We start from the raw sequence: 16,187 nt of genomic DNA on the forward strand, positions 1-16,187 counted from the left end.
ATTTTGTTATCTGCTTAGCTTTCAAACAAGATATCATATGACTTGCCAGACTTTTTAGGTTTTTCGTTTTTGATTTCAATATCGATAGTCGGTTTAACGTCAACACTAAAATTTAGTTTAGCCTTTTTCTTACCGACTAAAGTAAAGAGTTTTTCCCCAATTTGTTCCAGAGAGAACTGATCCTTTGATTCTTTGACAGGCTTCATTTCTTCATCTGATAGCTCACCAGCAAAGGAATCGAAAAGAGCTGCTTCGGCATCGCTACGTTCTTTCTGAAGTTTAGCCGAATACTCAGACGATACCTTTGAATACTCTTCTTGAAGTTGAGTGTACGTCTGATTAAGCGAAGTAATTTCATTGTCTTTTTCAGACAATTTAGCTTCAAACTCAGCTTTTGTGCTTTCAGATGTGTGTGACTTAACCTGGTTGGCAAAGTTTTTAATGGATTCACTAAATAAAGAAGTGTTTTCATCGTTTAGATCCATCGGTGCATAGTTCACCTTAAATCTTTGTAATGATTCCTTTTCAATGTTTACCTTGTCACCAGATACCGAATAATTGAATCCAATAATATACCAATTGTCGTAATCATAAGCAACTACATACTTATTATCAGTATCAACATCCACTAAAGAATACTTTGGATATTCAAAGCCCCAGTATTCATCAGTGATTGTACCAAAACTAGAAATTTCACGACCAACTTCTTCAAACAATTGAGAACCTGTAAGTGCAAAAGTATCAACTTTTTCAGTTTCAGATGTTTCTTGTTTATCTGCAACAGTAAATTTTGTTTTTACTTTATTTTCGAGTTCTTCAAGTGAGAAGTCTTCGTGGTTAATTCCTTTTGCTTGCAAGTCTTCAACTGTCAAATTGTAAGACTTCAGCATCGCTAGAATTTCTTCCACTTTATTTCCTCCTTGCGAATCATTTATTTTAACCTCAGAAGAGGATGATTCTGTTAAAGAATATTTGAGTTCATTTAGCATTTGTTTAAAATCTTCTTTAAACTTATCTTTATCTAATTGATAAGCTACAATAGACGCAGATTCGAAGCAAGGTTCTACATGTCCATCAGGATCAGATTCTTTATCGATTCCCAAAATACATAAGGCCGAGAACAAAAATTTCTCAACTTCATAAGCCTTTTGACCATTGATGTTAGAATAATTACCCTTCTGCACTTCAATTTCCATGGATTGATTAAACTGTTGTCCAATTAACATTTGTGCTTCAGGATAACGACCCGTCCATAAGAAAGCATTATCAACAACGAGGTACTCGTTAGTAGATCCATCTGCCTCGACAACTTCTTCCCAATATATAATTGCGCTCTCAGGAACAAGACCATATGGAACTGTAGTATTAACCCATTTCGGTTTGTCGCCTGACACATCAATTGTGCCCCCATGCCCGCCAAAGTTATCTGCTTCCTGTTGATACTCTCCGACAATAGGGATATTAAACATTGACGGCAAAGCTTCTTCAATGGATTTACGAGATAGGTAAGAGTTGTTTCGATTTAAGCCTGCATATAAAACTCTGATTTTACACTTTGAAAAGAGGGGGTTTATTTTTTCAACATCCGAGATCTGTACATCAAAGCGTAGAGTGCTGTCATTCAATAATTATCACCTCCTTAACCATCTACATTACTTTCCAGGTCTCGTGTCTGCAATCCCTTATCACTCAAATCGGTTTCGTTTTTGGTTGGAGCGCCATTTTGACTAGTGGGGTCTCCTGATGCAGTGTGACTGGATTTCAGTGGAACAAGTTTAGAAGGTAATTCCAGCACTTCATTTTCAAGATATGTATTTAAATACATCGAACTTGGTTGTGAACCCATGACGGCAAGTATTTCATTCTTAACTGGCATTCCAAACTGAGCTGCTTTAAGTCTGCTATCTAGGTAGGCGTCCTTATTGTGCTTAGTCGTTTCAAGAATCCTAACTCTGAACTTATAGTTTCCAGTTTGAGTGGCCTTCAAATGTTCATTGATCCAACGTTCAATATCTCTGATTAATACTGATGCATCAGATTCGTCCGCAATAATAGATGATTTTAAAGCTGCACTTGAATTCGAATTTGAACCAAACAACAACTCAGAAACACCGGCTTCATTCCAGTATTGACTTGTGGCCTGACCTACTTTGTTTTTATCTATAGAGTCACGGTCAAAATTGATTGCTTGGATATCCATAGGGGAGGTCATCAAACCAACTTGAGGAGGAAGATTTTCTTCAATATTGTCATGGAAGACTTGTGCGAAGTCCTTGTCAATGAGAAATGAATTTATCTGCGCATCCTTATCTGTTCTCATCGGGATTTTTTGAAAAAGAAGTTTATAGTTCCCGATTTCCTCATTGTTCTTATTTAATGCTTTGAAGTCGGCAATATCTAATAATCCTTCAAACAATGAAACAAATGGGGGAATGGCGCAAGTGTCACTATTTGTTTTGATACAGATTGCAAGCGGTGACTCGATTCTTACAGTAGTCTCACTCGACTTCTTATCTCGTATTTTTTTATAAATATCTTGAAATTCTTCTGGATACGATTCTATTTTATTGGTCGATGAATTTATTGATGTAAAATCAAATGAATATCCGAGAAGTCCAGTTGTTGCATCAATAAATGACAATCGGCAATAATCAGGATTTAACTCCTGGATGTAAAAACCATCTTTTGATACCCTCGCAAATCCAAAAAAGATACCGTCTCTATATGCAATTAACCTGGCTTTAGTAAATTCATTTCTTATATTCATCCGCTCAACATAATTGACATGGGTGAGATATGCATTTTTGAATTTTGTTTTGTTGATTTTGTCTGGGTTAATATCGTATCCTTCTACCACATAATCCAAGTTAAATAATGTGGCATAATAATTTATTAACCTACGATACTGTGATGATGAATAATAAAGTTGTTTACTTATATCTCTCAGTTTCTTTTGATTGTCGGGATTCGTTCTGTCTTTCAAATACTTCTTCAAATCATCTTTAGTATATGTACCAATAATTCGGTTTGAGCCGTTTTCTGAATTTAAACTTATTAATGCTATTTGTTTAAATGCATCAATCATCTGTTGCTTAGTAAAGTTAGAAGTTTGTTCCAATTTATCACCACCTTTACTTTTTGGAATAGATATTAGGTTTCCGCATTAAAAAGAAATCGTGAGGATTTATATTGACTTTCTCTTTTGTCTTATCCATAAATGCTTTTATGTACCATAACCCCATACTCAACGAACTATACCTATCTTTATCTACTCTTTTTGTTAGCTGCTCTACCGTAAATTTACCTCCACTAAGTTGTTTAATTTTCAAGTTGGCAACCTCTTCTAGAAGTAGATCTGTTTGCGTATGAGGATATAACTTCTTAACGTGCTCTTTGTCGTTAATATCATAATTATTATCTGTATTTTTCACCAACAATTGAAGCTTGCTGCTTTCAACCATATCGATGAAGTTAACAATAATATCATGGTTTATCCCTTGAGAGGTTAACGCATATAGAATCTTTTCTGATTCACTGGACTCCGGTTCATCATCTGTATTTATTGTATTCCAGCAACCAAGATTATCGCCTGTTATTGGATCAATAGTGTCTTTTAGAAGCTCATCTTTTAAGCCCACACCAACACCATTGGTATCCACAACCACCACTTTTGCTTCATATAGCGATTTTAGACGCTTTACTTCAATAGCTTGAGCGCTGAAATTTAAACCATTAGGAAGGTTTATTAAGTTAACCAAATAAACCCTTAGAATTTTACCATCTTTATTCCTCTTTATTTTCAATATGGAAATTGATGTCTGGTTATTGTTTTGCGATGACGATCTGGCAACGTCAACCGAAATTACGTATTCGGACTTACCATCACCTTTAAATTCAGGTGATGAGAGCGTCCTTAAATCAATAACTTTATTGATGTTAACAATCGCTCCATCAGAGGCACCAACCCACTTACTTTCGTAGTTCATAGCAAAGAATGTGGGCGATAGTTTACTCTTTTTATCTAACAAAGCCGATTTAGGTTCGCCTCGACCATAATTAACTGCAAGCTGCCAGTCTGAACCAATTACAACTTTTCCTTTTAGTTCAGCCATCTCATCTATCATTCTAAGGTTTCTTTCGAATTCGTCAGAACCTCTAAAGCCAGATGTGGTAAAAAAGTTGATTTGGCCATTAAGTTCTTCAGGATTAATAACCGCTTCTTTGCCAATCGTTCTTCTAGGCACGTTAGGAATAGGCTCAAGACAGTCCTCAAATAAAGCATTATTCAACAAAGCGGATTCTTCTATCTGCAGTCTTTTTCGTCGCTGTCCTTTGCTGCTCTGGGCATTAGCTAAAACATCTATTCTTCCACCTGATATAAAATTAATTTCAGCACTATCTTTACTAAAAGAAGGATTGCCTTTAACTTCATTGTTCAACAATGGATAGAAACGGGTCAACTCACGCCATTTATCTTCAAAGATACTGCTGGCATTTTGTAATGTTTGAGCTGTCATTGATATTTCGATATCAGGATAAAAGATTGCAGCATGAACCATACCCATGACTTCGATTAATGTTTTTCCATATCCACGGGGAAAGACTCCATAGGTTGAAATGAACCTGGCAATACACCTTAAAAATACACGCTGATCTAAGTCCAACCTAATACCACCGGTTTCGGGGGTAATTAAGTCATACCAAAGATCGGGGTTCCACCGACACCAGCTTACCAAATCTTTGTACTTAGATAAGTTTTTCGTAAAGTTATCTACTTGTGCCTCAGTAACCATCTCAATATTATTATTGAAATTTGGATCATGGACGTCCGTTCTATTTTTAGTATGTTTTGCACTTTTTGATTGAAAGTTTTTATAAGAAGACATTATCTTCACCGTCTATGTTACTTTCATATTCCTTTTTACGCTGATCGTAAAAGGCAAAAATATCTTTATACTCAGCAGGAGGAAGACCTTTAAGATCTCTGACATAATTGACATAGCACCAGATAGTAAAGTCTACCTTGTCTTGAGGTCTTTCTTTGAATTGAGGCAGAATCTCAATCACATCAATTGCCTGTTCAACATTTCGCGTTAATTGTGAGAAACTATCCAATCCATCTGATAAGTCTGACTTTGATAACTGAGACGGATTTATCTTAGCGGCTACAGCAGCGTCTTTGGCTAATTTACCCCAACTTTCAGCCTCTTTAGATTGTCCCTTTTGAGTTGCTAATTCTTCTTTAACTCGATACCGAACATAGATTTGCAATGCTTCAATATGCATTGCTGTTCGTTCAGGATAGTTAACTTTTAGTTGTTGATACTTCTTTTCAAACAATATAATTTCATCAGGTGGGTAATTTCCCCATTTTTCAATTAAATCAGGGGTCACTACAACCGCTGGCTGAGTAGGGGCCGAGACAGATATCTCACTATTTTCAATAGATTTTTTCTCAAATACACTATCTTCCCATGTCATTCCTCTATAATTTGGTAGTGAGTTGATTTGTCTTAGATAATTCCCAAATGTTTTACCAATTCTATTTGAAGAGTCCTCCCATAAATCAATAAGAAAGGGGAGATCCATCGCTCTCAAGGCTGAATGGACGGTTTTAATGTCAGAGTAATCAATCATCTCATTAATACATTTCTTACAGAGAGGAGACTTCCCATCTGACATAGGATTATTATTGTTATAAAAATTTATTAAGGACAAAACTCTTTTACATTCAGAACATTTTTTTGTTGGTTTTTCTTTATTTATTTTTGGTGTTTTAGTCACTTTCTCACCTTCCTTATAACTCCCATAGAGATAATCTTTGATTTAGTCGGCGTGTTGCCAAAGTAAAAAAGAGTAAAAGGGCGGGAGGGAGTGCCCGTTTTAGATATCGATTGATAAATCCCTTTTACTAAAATACAAACAACAAAAAAGACGATCTTACAATCGTCTAAGGAATTCTTTGTATTTTATTCTTCGTCTTCATCGACAATCTCGATATCATATCCAGCCATCGATAACATATCGAAACGTAGCATTTCAACATCCATTTGTAGTTTATCTAGTCGTTCAGAAATTCTTCCGTGAGACGAAGCGTGATCCCAAATGGTCATTAGGGCATCTTTGAGGTGAGATTTGTTTCTAACCTTAATGATTTGCTCAACATAGTTATCTAGAATGAGATCGATATTTGGTTTATAGTTTGGAATCATAACTATATTTGTTGAGTCAGCAATGTCTTCTTCAGACAAGAATGAAGAAGGGAGGTCATTCTCCTCTGGTGGTTCGCCCTGCATGTATTCATCTTCAGTCAAGGATCTCACCCACCCTTACTTAAATTTAATTTTATAGGTACATTCAATCTCAGAGCCATCTAGTACTATGTATTTCTGCATGGGAGAGGCAAAATATCGTTTTGATACTGCATAATCATCTGGCCCCATAAGACTTCCAGAAACAATTACTTCAGTCAGACCAAATTCTTTTTCGTAATTATGGTGAATATGTCCGCTGTAAATATATTTAGGGACAAAACCAAGGATCTGAGGGAGGTTCTTGGCAGAAGTTGCGGCTGGGTCGAGATCTCCGTGTACAAAGACGTGCTTTTCGCCATTGATGTCTTCAATATACAGACCGTCTTCATCTCGAACGATTTCTATATTAGCGAAGTCTTTTAATCGAGTTTCAAGAAACCAAGGGATCAGATACTCTAAATTTTCCCTAAAAATAGATTCATTCTTATTGCTAATCAATCTGGAGTGATTTCCAATAATGTTAATGAACTTTATTTTCTTGTGATACTTTGATAGTTCAGCAAGCGACTCTGCCATTGATTCTGCTGCAATCTGAATTTGATTGATTACGTCTTCACCAGACTGTACTCTGGCTGAAACGTGAATTGCACCATGTAGTGCGTCTCCCAGGTTTGCAACGATTAACTCGGAAACATTGTTTTTAATACTATATTGAATCGTTTTTTCTACAAGCGTTTTTAAACGATCTCTAAATACGATGATGTTGTATGTATTAAAGCTATTCTTAAATTCGCTCCCAATATGGAAGTCAGACCACAAAGAAATGGCCTTTTTGCTATCTGTTGCCTGTACACAAATCTCAGGTTTTAGTGGTTTGAGTTTTGCAAGTTCGGCTATTGCGACCGATACTTCATCTCTAAGGTGTTCAAATCTTGCTTGTTGTCTAATTAAATTAGTATATTCGCGTTTTTGATCCTGATATTTAAAACGTTCTTTTTGAAGTTGTACAGTTTTGTCTTCAATTTCTTGAATGTACTCATTGCTTTCCGATTTTTTTACTCCAATGGAAATTCCGCGATTCAATAAATGATATTCTTTTCGATATTTAGATTCTGAAAAGTCTTCATTAAGAAATTCGTTCATGAGAGAGGCGATATCATTCCAGGATAGATTGAGTTCATCTTTGTTAGATCCGATACGCAGAAGGTATTCCTCGTATGTTTCATTCTCTGTATTATGTAATGGAGTCATTTAATCACTCCTCAATCTTCCACAATGTGACTCGGATCAAAGTCAGAGCCAATAGTAATAGATACATTCCCGCCATCAAATTCCTTTAGCAATGACTTCAAATCAAATACTTGAATACCGTTCTTGTCTTCGTGGGTAATCGTCATCGTTTCCATTTCAAAAGAACCGGTTCGATTTACTGTTTTTGTATCCTTATTTTTAGCCATAATTAAATACTCCCTTAGTATTTTTATTTTTTAAAGCATATCTGCACATAGTTGAGAGATTGTGGATCTTTCACCTTTAGTGAAAGTAATGTGCCCAACCTCTTTTTGTTCTTTCATTGCCTCAGTAAAATGAGTAAGACCATTAGAGTAGATATCAAGATATGGACTATCGATTTGAAATGGGTCACCTAAAAGTACGAGCTTACTACCTTCCCCTAAGCGAGTCGCAATAGTTTTTACTTCATGGCGGCTCAAATTCTGAGCTTCATCAATAATGATCCATTGATTCGGAATGGATCGACCTCGAATATACGTTAATGCCTCAACCTTAATTATGTCTTCATATCCTTGAAGCAACTTGTTAAGTTGGTCTTCGTCCTTACAATCAAACAAATACTCTAAATTATCATAAATGGGTTGCATCCACGGACGAAGTTTCTCGTCTTTTTCCCCAGGCAGATAACCAATATCTTTTCCCATAGGTACAACAGGTCTACCAACAAGAACTTTTCTATACGTTTGCTCATCTAATGTTTTTTGTAGTGAAACCGCCAGTGCAAGTAAAGTCTTACCTGTGCCTGCTTTGCCTGATAGTGTCACAATAGGAACGTTATCATCAAGCAACAAGTCTAGCGCCATCATTTGCTCAACATTTTTATGTTTAATAGTACCGAAGATAGGATTCTCGGTTGAGTATTGATAAAGAGGTACTAGTTTCCCCTTAAGTTTTCTGCAGACTGCACTTTTGCTATCATTTATCTCTGACTTAAGAATGAAAAAGTGGTTTTCTGGATAGGAATCAAACATTTTATCTCTAAGAGACTTGTTCCTATAAAACCTATTTACCATTTCATCGGGGACGGATACAGTGGAGTAGCCCTTATATAGTTCGTCTTCGCTTGTGGCAACTTTATCATTCAGATAATCTTCTGAGTTAACCGAAACAGTATCTGCCTTTACACGTACCAATACATCTTTAGAGATGAGCACAACTTGCGTATCTAGACTTGTCTCTTTTAATTCAAAAGCAACCGCAATAATTGCATTATCATTTTTATCATCAAGAAATCTTTCGAAAATGGGGGATTTTGAATCGTGAGTCTTAACTACAAGATTGCCGCCATTTCGTAATAGTACACCATTATGTAGTTTGCCGATTTCACGTAGAGCATCCAGTTCACGAGCAACATGTCTCGCATTTCGTCCTAATTCATCAGGTAGTTTTTTCTTACTGTCCAATTCCTCTAATACAACGCTTGGGATAACCACATTATTATCTTCAAATGCGTAAATGGCTAATGGATCTGATAAAAGGACGTTTGTATCTAGAACATAAGTTTTCTTCATCGGCTTTACCTCTTTGGGTAGAATAGGGGAAAGAGGCACCACCCAAAGGCCGCACCCCTTAAAATAGTGATTCATCTGCATAATCGCAGTCAAATTAATGGTTCCTGGTGGATAATCCACAATGTTTCTGGTATATGTATTAAAATGAAATTATAGTTTTATTGTACGTTTACAGCATCTTTAAGTGCTTTCTTTGGTTTAAATGCTGGAACTTTTTTGGCAGCAATTTCAACTGGTTCTCCAGTTTGAGGATTTCGACCTGTACGAGCATTGCGTTGCCGAGATTCGAATTCTCCGAATCCTGAAATCGACACTTTTTCTCCATTTGCGAGTGCTTCAATAATTACCTCAAACACTGCATTAGTTGCAGTCTCAACGTCTTTTTTTGTATAATCTGTTTTCTCTACAACTTTATTGTATAGATCTTGTTTATTCATATTTCATTTCTCCCTTGAAATTTTATATTTTGTTTATGTATTGTAATCGGGTAAGGGCATATAATAGCCTCTTCACTTTGTATATCAGGATAAGATACGCTCTCCCTAAAAGACCATCTTGTTTTTTGCTTATTATGATTGAGTTTTTTGAAAAACCCTTATAAACAAAGGGAATTTATGATAAAATATAATTATATTTATCTTTAAAAGCCATTACAATAGTGAAAAAAGTCAATGTTTATTAGGGTTTTATGAAATAGTTCCAAAAGGTTAGACTTTTCTATGTTTTTCGTACCATCTTTTAAATTTTTCTCTATTCTGTTTCTTTTTTACTTCCACCAAACAGTGTTCACAATATTTCTTTTGATTGTTTACCTTTTCAATCCTATCACCACAAACTTCACACTGTATATATCCATCATCCAAGCTCATTTCAACATTCTTTTTAATATTTCCTACAATTATATCACCAAAACTCGACCATAGAGTTGTCTTATAGCTACTCTTCTTTTGCTTATACAGATATTCGACGAGAACATCAACAACATAAGATACATTTGAATTCACTTCTAACAATTTACTGCGAATTTCTTTATAAGCAAGAATATCATCTGTGTTTGTCTTATCATCAATTGTGCCCGACATCATAAAGTGCTTTTTAAGGTCTAACTCTGTATATGTATTAATTATTTGTTGATCTAACTTAATCTCAGCATTCTTGCTACTCATAAGTAACTTATAATCAAACTTACCTAAATTGGCGGCTTTAAAATTAATTTTCGGATTTGGGATCAATTTACCAAGTCTATTGACCACGCTATTGTTTTGTTCTGCGACATTTTCCTCAAGTTTGTCTTTAGCATAAATAAAGAAGTGGGGGACTTTGGATTTAGTGAAATCAGTAATTAGTTTCTTCTTACTTTGCGGTCGAACTGGCTTATATAGAGTTTTAGCATAGTCGATAGTAAAGTTATTCTCCATGCAAAGCAATTTAATCACGTCTAAATTGACATTATTACTGTTCCATATTTTTGTGATATCATTACTAATCACTCCGATATTCCCGCCAGTATAGGCAGCGACCAATCCGCCATAAATGCTGCTATTCGTAATTTTTTCTGCTTCAGCTTTAGCCATTTTATAATACAGCGGATATACATCCTTCATATTTCTCTCTGCAACTTCTACCAAAGTCTTATCATTACAGACAAGGGCTTTGTCGCCGTCATTGTCGAACATAAGAATTTTGCTTATTGGGTCTTGGCAGCTTGTATAGACGCTATTAGTTACAAACCAGCGCTTCATTTCTTTAGTAATTACATTTTTCCTAACTGCGTGTTCTCGATAAAGATGGGGGCTTCTTAAGCAATTGAGCTTTTCGTTATTGCCATATAGGGAGCAAAATACTTCTCCGTTGTTTAGTAATCCTTTGGGTTCTTGAACTCCAAGAAATAAATACTCACAGAATGCATATAGGTCTGGACTTATAAATGTATACTTACCACTAATATCAATTTTTCCTGCTTTGGCGTTCTTCATCATGCTGCGTTTTACTTGTTTTAAAATTTCTCTGCTATATGTATCATTCAGTAACTCAGGATATATCTCTAGTGCCTGTTGCAGGTAATTTTTATTAGTATTAGTGTCTGATACTCCAAGAAGTTTTAGCATAGTATTTCGGTCAGATCCAACATTTAAAATCTTATGTATTGTTTTGTTGCTTAACTTTAGCAATTCATCGTTTGAGATTTCCGTCAAGGTTTGAAGCATTTGATAATTTAATTTGGCGTTCCCAATTAAATCCTCTTCTTCGTTACACTTACCAGCGTGACAATTATATTTGATGAAATTGTCTGTATATTCTCCCCAGCAAGAATAATATTTCCACATCTTAAACTGGCTCTTAGTGAATATTACTTCAATTTTTTCTTTAATAATATCGTGCTCTACACCGTAGATATCTTTGACAACACCATATTTGCTTTTACCTTTAGCATTAGCTTCGCGGATAAATTTATCGAAAGGGAAGGGGATAAGTAACCCCTTAATCCAAGGAAGTCTTACCATCATTCCCTTCTTAGATTTTCGAGGGAGGATCATTCCACATCCATCCGTATGCTCAATCGCTATATTCATGCTTTGTCTTGTAATTTCATATGTTTCATCATCAATGTAATCGACAATACTCTGTACCGGTGTTTCCATATCGTCTACGACAATTGCTTTGGTGATATCAAACTCTTTCCATTCCTCGGTGGCACTATTGCATAGGGCAAGGTAGGCCAAATACTTATTAATGTTGACCCCACCTAATTCATTAATTCTTTCGATTGTGAGACCACACATTAACGCTGCATGATGCTTTGTATATACACTCTCTTTGATAAAAACTGTTTTTTTGGTTCGAATTTGTCCTGCACTTGCTGTGAAGCATATATACTTTTCGCCATTATGAATAAAGCCGTCATTTACAATATTGTTTAGAATGTCGAAGAAGTACGTCTGAACTACCATGACATCTTCTGAAAGTTTGTTTTGCTGAATGCCCAACGTCCTTGTTAATGTAGATTCAAATACAGAAATAATGGACTTCTTACTGAGTAATGCTTCGAGACGAAGATGCCGAACCCCTTGATGCAAGGTAAATTGATGATACAGTTTCTCTTTAATTCGTTTGATTCTCTTGTTTGTATTTGTAATGAGCTGATCAATCTTTTGGCTTTCTAGCTCGTCCGTCTTTTTCTTTAATTGTTTAAGTTTATTTCTGAACTTATAGTTCTTATTCAACCTTTTATGTATTTGCATTTCATTATCATCATAAAAAGAACTAGTATCTAAACTGTAAACATTGACTTGTTTATTCAAATTTATAGTCATTAACACCCCTTTGTAAAAAAATATATTTATTTAATCGGTGTAACTTCAGACAGTTTCTCGGACTTATAAGGTTCTCGATAGAATCTACCGCTGTTTGCTTTCATTAACCACACTGCTTCATTATCAATCACTTCTTCTATGTATTCAACACAATCATTAGTTCCTTGCTTCATTTCTGGTGAAACATATCTTTCATCACAATAATCAACATCTCCATCATAATATTGCTCCTGGAAAGTTCTAAAATATTTGTTTGCCATTAAGTATTCATAAATCCTCTCTAATTTTGAATTCAGAGAGCAACATTCATTAGATTACTTTTTTACTTGTTATCCAGAGAATGTTAATCTCTGTAATTTCAATATATCAGGACTTCATGATATAGTCAATAATATTTTTATGTTTATTTAATTGACTTTGATTTCATTATAATGGTAAAATGTAATTAATCGAAGGGAGGCTGCTAAAAATGAATGCCACAAAGAATAATATCGTTGGGTTACATATTGGGTCTGTATATGAAGACATTCAGACATTCATTTCTAAGTTTGATAGTAAAAATACACAGACGAATTACGAAAGAAGTATTAGGTCTTTCTTTATGTGGTTTGCAAAAAAACCACTGGAGTTATTACAAAGAGAGGATTTACATGTTCGCAATGCCGATGTGATTAAATACCAAACTTATTTAAGAAATCATGAAGCCGATTATACGAACACAACTATTAACAATATGATGGCTGCTATCCAGAGCTTATATGAGTTCCTGGAGATTAATGAATACGGTGTGAATTCAAAATATGTAAAGGTTGATGTTCTAACCGATGATTCAGAGAGTGCCGGTGATTTATTTCATCATGAAGCTGAAGCCATGGCCAATCTGGTTAAAGGACATAAGAAAGGTCAAGAGAAGTCGGCGTTAATTAGATTGGCTTATACAACTAGTTTTCGTAAATCCTCATTGCTGAATCTAGAATGGACAGATATTAAAAGAAACCCAGAAGCAGACCATTATCTTATTACTACAACTGGTAAGGGAGGAAAGAAGCATACTGTCCCTATCTCTGCAGAGCTTTACAATGAGTTAGAACTTATTAAGGAACAGAAGTATTATCAACAGTACAGCGATAATAAGATATTTCACTTAAGCAAGACCACAATTCAAAACATGATGGATACACTTAAAATGGAAATGAGTATCCCAGATGAGCGCAATATTGTGTTTCACAGTTTCCGAAATGTAGCAGCGAGTTATGGGTCACTTGAGGAAGTAAAAGCTCATCTAAATCATAGCGATATCAATACAACTAATAAGTATTACAGACACAAAATGAAGGATTACTCTCAAAGCATAAGCTTAAGAATGGAGGATAAGCTCGATGATGATGTGTTTGAACTGCTAAGCAAGGAGGAACTAATTCGCTTAATTAAGCAGCAAGCAGTGGGAACAGTTATCCAAATGAAAAAAGAAGCAATTGAAATGACTAATAAAAGGGAGATGAATAATTGAGTTTGATTGAACTAAAATTAACACCTGAACGCATGATGTACCCTAAGAGTGAAGCGCTAAATAAAAATGATTTCCGAATCTATGCCTGTACTTCAGATAGCGCGGATGTAGAGAAGAATGGTTTTGGTAACATTTCGATTAAAGGAATCATGCAACGCTTAGAGTTAGGTACAGAGTACACCGCACAAATTACTTTAGATAAGATTGATCCCAAGTATGGAGCAAGTTACAATGTCTTGTCAATTTATCAAGACGTGCCAGAAACCCTTGATGGACAGAGGGAGTTTCTGGCTACATTAATGACAGAAATGCAGTTAGAAGAGGTGTATAAGACATATCCAGATGCAGATGTGATTGATTTAATACTGAACGACAAATTCGATTACAAGCAAGTGAAGTACTTTGGAGAAAAGACGTACTTAAAAATTAAGCATAGGATCAAAGAGAACATTGTAGGTACGGTTCAAATAAATAAATATATACAAAGTATAGTTAATCCTGAATGTGAGAATAAAAAGCAGCACGAATATGGTAAAGACAATGATAATGTGATACGTGTCGGTGATTTTGTTCTCAACACAGTAAATATGTACCAGGTCAAAAATCTAGAAGAAAGCAGCGTAGATATCGTGAATGGCGATGCCGGTAAAGTTCTAGATATAAAGTTTGAAGATGATAAACGAGATGATGATGACGAAGATTTACTCGAAAGAGAAAAGAAAGGTATTATCATTGGGTTTGATAGCGGAGCGTTTAGAATTGACTTTAATGATGTATTTCAATTATTAGCAGGGTGGTGTAGAACTGGTCATAAAGCACAGGGAGATAGTGCTCCTGCAGTGTTGAGCATTGTTGACCGGTCTCACAAGTTTCAAGTTTCAGCAAACATGCTATATACGATGCTTACACGGGCGAAGAAGAAAGGAATATTGATTACACAATCAGAGACAATCAACTTTGCAATTCGTAAGGTTGAAAGCAAGAGAAGGAATACTCATCTTTGTGAGCTGCTAAAACATACTGAGGCGGTAGCGGATGAGTAATGTAGCATGGATTCAACTACCAAGAAGTATCATCAAGGACCCAAGGCTTAGCAGCTTAGAGTTCTGCATTTTAGCAAGGTTCAAATTTCTGCAGTTTGCTTCATCTGGAATGGGTAAATTTGAGATTGATCTAAATGAACTAAAACGAAGTCTTGAAGTTAATGATAACAGAACCCTTAAAAAAGCATTGGACAACTTATATCAGTATAAATACATAAGCAAACAGGTGACCTTCAACAGAGGGAGACCGGTTGAAGTGATATTAGATTTAGACAAGATGAATTTGAACAATGACTTTACACAGTTGCCACTGAAACTGTTCTCTAAGGTGGGCGAGATTGGTCACCATGGCTTCAGACTGCTTTACTACTATGAGAGTTACGTCAATCGGAATAAAGACCATAAGCAATTTTGTTTTGCTGCCTTAGAGACTATAGAGAATGAAACGGGCATATCCAGGAAGACCATAGTGAAGTACAACAAGATACTAGTTAAAGCAAAGTTACTACAGATCGACAGACATGAACTTGAAACAGACTATCAGTATGATGAAGCAGGGGAACTAATTTTCAATAAATATAATAACCACTATGAAGTGAGGCTGGAGAAGTTGCTCTAGCCTCTTTTTAACCCCCCCTGTAGGCCCATTTTTACCTAAGTGTAAATTATGCAGGAATCAGTGGAAATCATGCAGCTTCTAAGTGTAAAAAATGCAACTTCTAAGTGTAATTTATGCTGCATAAAATACACTCTATATATATATTAAATATAAAGTATAAAATATAAGAAAAGATAACCAGTATTTAAAAGGGGGCCGGGAAAGATTCGCCCCTGTTTTTGTTGCTGTCTTTTTTGCTGGTGGGTGAGTTTTTGGAATTGGGGGGTAGATGATTTATTGGTTAGTTGTTTTTACCGATAAATTACAATGAAATTTGATGATGATTAGTTGGGGAAGGGTATTTGTACCCATGGAGGGGGATATGTTGAAAATTTATGATTAATTAATTGTAATTTGAGGCTTAGAATCGATGTATGAGTGTAGGGTGAAGGTGAACACTCAGGAGGCAGTTATAGAGTTGTTGAAAATGTTTGAGTTGTTGTGTTGTGTGGGGTATGAGAGAACTTTATGAGGAGACTTGCTTATATTGCAATTAAATAATCAATGAAATTGAGCATGGAATGTCTGGGTAGGGTGTTTGTATGGGTAAGGGTAGTAGTGTCCAAGATTCATGATAAATTAATTAGAAATTGGAGCGCAGAAT

At 35.5% G+C, this 16,187-nt stretch carries 14 protein-coding genes; 3 read left to right on the plus strand and 11 right to left on the minus strand.

Going from position 1 to position 16,187, the window contains the following annotated elements:
* Positions 1 to 14: 14 nt before the first annotated feature.
* The 11 genes from CJP46_RS02355 to CJP46_RS02405 form a co-directional block, all read right to left on the minus strand.
* Complete coding sequence (locus tag CJP46_RS02355; RefSeq protein ID WP_094593987.1) at positions 15 to 1,625, minus strand: hypothetical protein; 1,611 nt, start codon at positions 1,623 to 1,625, stop codon at positions 15 to 17.
* A 14-nt stretch (positions 1,626 to 1,639) separates the two neighbouring features.
* Positions 1,640 to 3,118, minus strand: coding sequence for a hypothetical protein (locus CJP46_RS02360; protein WP_094593988.1), 1,479 nt, complete (start codon positions 3,116 to 3,118; stop codon positions 1,640 to 1,642).
* Positions 3,119 to 3,131: 13 nt separating this feature from the next.
* The gene (locus tag CJP46_RS02365; RefSeq protein WP_094593989.1) at positions 3,132 to 4,886 is read right to left on the minus strand and encodes a hypothetical protein; all 1,755 of its coding nucleotides are present in this window, start codon (positions 4,884 to 4,886) and stop codon (positions 3,132 to 3,134) included.
* Positions 4,873 to 5,784: a hypothetical protein gene (locus CJP46_RS02370; protein ID WP_094593990.1), complete on the minus strand. Its 912-nt coding sequence runs from the start codon at positions 5,782 to 5,784 to the stop codon at positions 4,873 to 4,875. The genes CJP46_RS02365 and CJP46_RS02370 overlap by 14 nt, the downstream gene beginning before the upstream one ends.
* Before the next feature lie 185 nt (positions 5,785 to 5,969).
* Positions 5,970 to 6,314, minus strand: coding sequence for a hypothetical protein (locus CJP46_RS02375; protein WP_094593991.1), 345 nt, complete (start codon positions 6,312 to 6,314; stop codon positions 5,970 to 5,972).
* A gap of 15 nt (positions 6,315 to 6,329) precedes the next feature.
* Positions 6,330 to 7,505, minus strand: coding sequence for a metallophosphoesterase family protein (locus tag CJP46_RS02380; protein ID WP_094593992.1), 1,176 nt, complete (start codon positions 7,503 to 7,505; stop codon positions 6,330 to 6,332).
* Between the two features lie 11 nt (positions 7,506 to 7,516).
* Positions 7,517 to 7,711 (minus strand): YonK family protein, encoded by a 195-nt coding sequence (locus CJP46_RS02385; protein ID WP_094593993.1) that lies wholly within the window; start codon positions 7,709 to 7,711, stop codon positions 7,517 to 7,519.
* A gap of 30 nt (positions 7,712 to 7,741) precedes the next feature.
* Positions 7,742 to 9,058 carry a PhoH family protein gene (locus tag CJP46_RS02390; protein ID WP_094593994.1) on the minus strand — a complete coding sequence of 439 codons (1,317 nt, stop codon included), beginning with the start codon at positions 9,056 to 9,058 and terminating at the stop codon, positions 7,742 to 7,744.
* A gap of 158 nt (positions 9,059 to 9,216) precedes the next feature.
* Positions 9,217 to 9,495, minus strand: coding sequence for an HU family DNA-binding protein (locus tag CJP46_RS02395; RefSeq protein ID WP_094593995.1), 279 nt, complete (start codon positions 9,493 to 9,495; stop codon positions 9,217 to 9,219).
* Between the two features lie 270 nt (positions 9,496 to 9,765).
* On the minus strand, positions 9,766 to 12,372 hold the full coding sequence (locus CJP46_RS02400; protein WP_179280995.1) for a hypothetical protein: 2,607 nt from the start codon (positions 12,370 to 12,372) through the stop codon (positions 9,766 to 9,768).
* A 26-nt stretch (positions 12,373 to 12,398) separates the two neighbouring features.
* Positions 12,399 to 12,632, minus strand: coding sequence for a hypothetical protein (locus tag CJP46_RS02405; RefSeq protein ID WP_094593996.1), 234 nt, complete (start codon positions 12,630 to 12,632; stop codon positions 12,399 to 12,401).
* Between the two features lie 209 nt (positions 12,633 to 12,841).
* On the opposite strand from CJP46_RS02405, the gene CJP46_RS02410 reads away from it, so the two are divergent.
* Genes CJP46_RS02410 through CJP46_RS02420 form a run of 3 tightly spaced genes read left to right on the plus strand, consistent with a single transcriptional unit; the run spans position 12,842 to position 15,544 of the window.
* Positions 12,842 to 13,882: a tyrosine-type recombinase/integrase gene (locus CJP46_RS02410; RefSeq protein ID WP_094593997.1), complete on the plus strand. Its 1,041-nt coding sequence runs from the start codon at positions 12,842 to 12,844 to the stop codon at positions 13,880 to 13,882.
* On the plus strand, positions 13,879 to 14,925 hold the full coding sequence (locus CJP46_RS02415; protein WP_094593998.1) for an ATP-binding domain-containing protein: 1,047 nt from the start codon (positions 13,879 to 13,881) through the stop codon (positions 14,923 to 14,925). Before CJP46_RS02410 ends, CJP46_RS02415 begins: the two co-directional genes overlap by 4 nt.
* Entirely contained in the window at positions 14,918 to 15,544 is a 627-nt protein-coding gene (locus tag CJP46_RS02420) for a hypothetical protein (protein ID WP_094593999.1), read from the plus strand. The genes CJP46_RS02415 and CJP46_RS02420 overlap by 8 nt, the downstream gene beginning before the upstream one ends.
* Positions 15,545 to 16,187 lie beyond the last annotated feature (643 nt).

The organism is Paenibacillus sp. XY044 (assembly GCF_002257645.1).
GTDB lineage: Bacteria > Bacillota > Bacilli > Paenibacillales > Paenibacillaceae > Paenibacillus_AQ.

What these genes read in the sequence shown, in the direction of transcription:
- CJP46_RS02400 (WP_179280995.1), bottom strand. Translation starts at nt 12,372, where the DNA reads ATGACTATAAATTTGAATAAACAAGTCAATGTTTACAGTTTAGATACT.
- CJP46_RS02385 (WP_094593993.1), bottom strand. Translation starts at nt 7,711, where the DNA reads ATGGCTAAAAATAAGGATACAAAAACAGTAAATCGAACCGGTTCTTTT.
- CJP46_RS02410 (WP_094593997.1), top strand. Translation starts at nt 12,842, where the DNA reads ATGAATGCCACAAAGAATAATATCGTTGGGTTACATATTGGGTCTGTA.
- CJP46_RS02390 (WP_094593994.1), bottom strand. Translation starts at nt 9,058, where the DNA reads ATGAAGAAAACTTATGTTCTAGATACAAACGTCCTTTTATCAGATCCA.
- CJP46_RS02420 (WP_094593999.1), top strand. Translation starts at nt 14,918, where the DNA reads ATGAGTAATGTAGCATGGATTCAACTACCAAGAAGTATCATCAAGGAC.
- CJP46_RS02405 (WP_094593996.1), bottom strand. Translation starts at nt 12,632, where the DNA reads ATGGCAAACAAATATTTTAGAACTTTCCAGGAGCAATATTATGATGGA.
- CJP46_RS02380 (WP_094593992.1), bottom strand. Translation starts at nt 7,505, where the DNA reads ATGACTCCATTACATAATACAGAGAATGAAACATACGAGGAATACCTT.
- CJP46_RS02395 (WP_094593995.1), bottom strand. Translation starts at nt 9,495, where the DNA reads ATGAATAAACAAGATCTATACAATAAAGTTGTAGAGAAAACAGATTAT.
- CJP46_RS02365 (WP_094593989.1), bottom strand. Translation starts at nt 4,886, where the DNA reads ATGTCTTCTTATAAAAACTTTCAATCAAAAAGTGCAAAACATACTAAA.